General features: G+C 36.1%; 3 protein-coding genes. 2 read left to right on the top strand and 1 reads right to left on the bottom strand.

Going from position 1 to position 3583, the window contains the following annotated elements:
- Positions 1-1398: nicotinate phosphoribosyltransferase (locus CI949_RS18585; RefSeq protein WP_290769160.1), on the top strand; the 1398-nt coding region annotated here is incomplete at its 5' end.
- Positions 1399-1442: 44 nt separating this feature from the next.
- Complete coding sequence (locus CI949_RS18580) at positions 1443-2525, top strand: ADP-ribosylglycohydrolase family protein (protein ID WP_290769158.1); 1083 nt, start codon at positions 1443-1445, stop codon at positions 2523-2525.
- Positions 2526-2585: 60 nt separating this feature from the next.
- Here CI949_RS18580 and CI949_RS18575 read toward each other — a convergent pair whose 3' ends face one another.
- Entirely contained in the window at positions 2586-3470 is an 885-nt protein-coding gene (locus CI949_RS18575; protein WP_290769156.1) for a LysR family transcriptional regulator, read from the bottom strand.
- Positions 3471-3583: the final 113 nt, after the last annotated feature.

Raw genomic sequence — 3583 nt, 5'->3', positions numbered from 1 at the left:
CAGCTGACTATGGCCCAGGGATACTGTGAAAAAGGAAAAACAGAAAAGGCAGTATTTGATCTTTTTTACAGAGATAATCCCAGTGGTAATGGTTATGCTATTTTTGCTGGTTTAGAACAGATCATTGAATTTGTAGAGAATTTAGAGTTTAAAGAGGATGATATTGAATATTTAAGGAGTCAGGGATTTAAAGAGAGATTTTTAGATTATCTAAAAGATTTTCAATTTACAGGTGATATTTATTCAGTACCGGAAGGCAGTGTTGTTTTTCCGAAAGAACCACTGCTTAAAGTAGAGGCACCTATACTGCAGGCCCAGTTATTAGAAACCCCACTTTTAAATTTTATTAACCATCAGGCATTAATTGCTACTAAAGCAGCCAGAATTAATGAGGCAGCTCAGGGGAAGAATGTGCTGGAATTTGGCCTGAGGCGGGCCCACGGACCGGATGCAGGCATTTATGGAGCAAGAGCTGCTGTAATTGGTGGCTGTTCAGGGACTTCCAATGTCTTAACCGGTAAGAAATTTGGAGTTAAGGTTAGTGGCACCCATGCTCACAGCTGGGTCATGAGTTTTGAAAGCGAACTGGAAGCTTTTCGGACCTATGCTGAAAATTTTCCCAATAGTGCTATTCTCCTGGTTGATACCTATGATACTTTAAAATCTGGAGTTCCTAATGCAATTAAAGTTTTTAAAGAGATGAAGGAAAAAGGAATTGATTCAGATCTATTTGGAATTAGACTGGATAGTGGAGACTTAGCCTACCTTTCTAAAGCGGCCAGAAAAATGCTTAATCAGGCAGGTCTGGAAGATGCAGTGATAGTCGCATCCAATAATCTTGATGAAGATATTATAACTTCACTTAACCTGCAGGGTGCTCAGATTGATCTCTATGGGGTGGGGACAAAACTAATTACTTCCTATGACTGTCCTGCTTTTGGCGCAGTTTATAAGATGAGCGAGTATAATGAGCAGCCCAAAATTAAGCTTTCTGATAATATTGAAAAGATGACCGATCCAGGAAATAAAAAATTGATTAGAATTTATGATAAAAAGCAGAGTGAAATCAGAGCAGATTTGATTGCCCTTGAGGAAGAGAAAATTAGTGCAGATAAAGATTTAGTTTTATTTGATGCCAGAGATACCTGGAAAACTACTACCCTTAAAAAGGGTAATTATGAACTTAGAGAAATGATGGAGCCAATTTTTAAAAATGGTAAATTAGTTTATGATTCTCCATCAGTGGCTGAAATTAAAGAGTATGCAGAAAAGGAAAAAGAAAGTCTGGGAGCAGAATATAAAAGATTGACCAATCCCCACATAATGAAGGTAGATCTCTCAGATGAACTATATGAATTAAAGCAAAAACTTATTCAGGAAAATAAAATAGAAAAATAAAATTTTAGAGTTGAACCTGATACTAAAAAGGGGGAACTATAATTATGGTTAACAAAAAAGAAAGAGCTAAAGGTGCTTTGATGGGTGCTTTTATTGGAGAAGCTCTTGGTGTTGGACCCCACTGGTATTATGATCTGGAAGATATGCGAGAAGAATATGGTGACTGGATTGATGATTATACTGAACCTAAGGCTGACAGATATCACGGAGGTCTTAAGGCTGGAGAAATATCTCAGGCTGGAATTCTACTTAAAATGATGACTGAGCATTTAATTGAAAATGATGGCTATGATCAGGCTGCTTTCTGTAAAATGATGGACGAAGATTTTTTGCCTAAAATCTCCGGGAAGGCGATGGCTGGACCTGGAGGATATACAAGTCAGTCAATGCGCCATCTCTGGCGGGCAAGGGTGAAAAATAAACTACCCTGGGATCAGGTAGCAGGTAATGCTGATACTACTGAGGCAATTGAAAGAAATATTGCTCAGGCAATTTTTTATGCAGAAGATCTTGAAGATTTGAGTCTGAATATTACTGAAAATACAGCTTTAACTCAGGCTGATAATCTGATTGGATCTTTAACTGTAGCCTACAGTTCAGTGCTTGCTCTTTTGATTCGAGGAGAAAAACTTGATCCGGAAATTTCTAAAAAACTAATGCAGGCTGTAGATCAGGGTAAATTACCCTTCCATAAGGTAACTTCTGATAATTTAAATCCACCTGCAGGAGATAAGATGGTCAAAGAGTCTGACCTCTATGGTGAGGGGGTCTTTGCCTCTCCTGATGGATTGCTTTCCCCTTCTTATATGGCTCGAGCAGCTGAGGATCAGAATATAGTAATTGAGCCTGCCTGGAAAGCTTCAATTGTTTACGGAATGCCCTGTGCAATTTATCATATGCTGCCTGCAGTTTATTATCTAGCTGCTAGATTTAAAGATGATTTTGAAGCAGGAGTGCTCAATGCCCTTAATGGAGGCGGCCAGAATCAGGTGAGAACAATGCTGACCGGTGCCTTAATCGGAGCTCAGGTTGGTTTTTCCAGGATCCCTGAAAGATTTATTGAAGGTCTCAAGCAGAAAGATGAACTGCTTAACTTAGCTGACAGGCTTGCAGAAAAAATTGAATAAGATAAATTTTTAAGCTGTTTTGATGGTTTGATTTAAACTGTCAGAACAGCTTTCTTGATTTTACTCTCTTAGATTAATAAATAGCTTAAAATATTTAAGGTATTCTTCTGCAAAAATACTGTCTTTTAAATAGACAAAGTTAAACTCTCTTTTGATATTAAAGCCCTTAATTTTTAAAGCTGATATTTTATTTTTTTTCAAATAATTTTCAGCTGCCGCCTGATAGATAAAAGAAATTCCTTTATTTTCTGCAACCAGGGTTTTAATAGCATTTAGATTACCAATTTCTAAATAACTGGTAAAACTCTCTGGATTTAAATTATTAGTATAAAGAATCTGTTCTAAAATTTCTCTGGTCCCGGATCCACCTTCTCTTAAAATCAGACGTGAATCTAAGAGCTCATCTATTGTAATCTTTTTTCTGCTTAATTTTGAGTCTGTAGAGCAGATCCCAATGAATTTTTCCTTACTAAAAAGGTGATATCCAAACTTGGTTTTGTCAAAAAAGCCTTCTAGAACTGCAAAATTTATCTCTCCCGCTTTTAATTTCTCGAGCAGTGTTGTCGTGTTTTCAACCAGCATATCAAAATTAAGCTCAGGATTTTCTGACATTGCCTGGTTTAAAATATCGGGCATTACAAATTCTCCAATAGAGAGAGTAGCACCAAATTTTATGCTTTGCTTGGATGATTTATTGCTGACAGCTTTTGCTATTTCTTTACTATCTGCAGCCATTCTTTCTGTATACTGATAGAGCTTTTTGCCGGCTTCAGTTAAACTAAGTTTTTTGCCGCTGTAATTAAATAATTTTATGTCATAATATTCTTCCAGATATTTAATGTGCTGAGTTACAGTTGGCTGAGTAACATGGAGTTTTTCAGCGGTTTTAGTATAATTTTTAATCTGACAGAGCTGCAGAAAAGTTTGATGTCTAAAATCTATCATTTTAATTTTTCCTCCCTAAATAGCTAAAAGCGTACAATTTTAAATCGATTAGCTATAATTTAAATTTATCAATAAATAAATTATTATAATTTTATTTTATCTATAATCTGTTA

The organism is Halanaerobium sp. (assembly GCF_003070835.1).
This window is presented reverse-complemented; position numbering and strand designations above follow the sequence as displayed.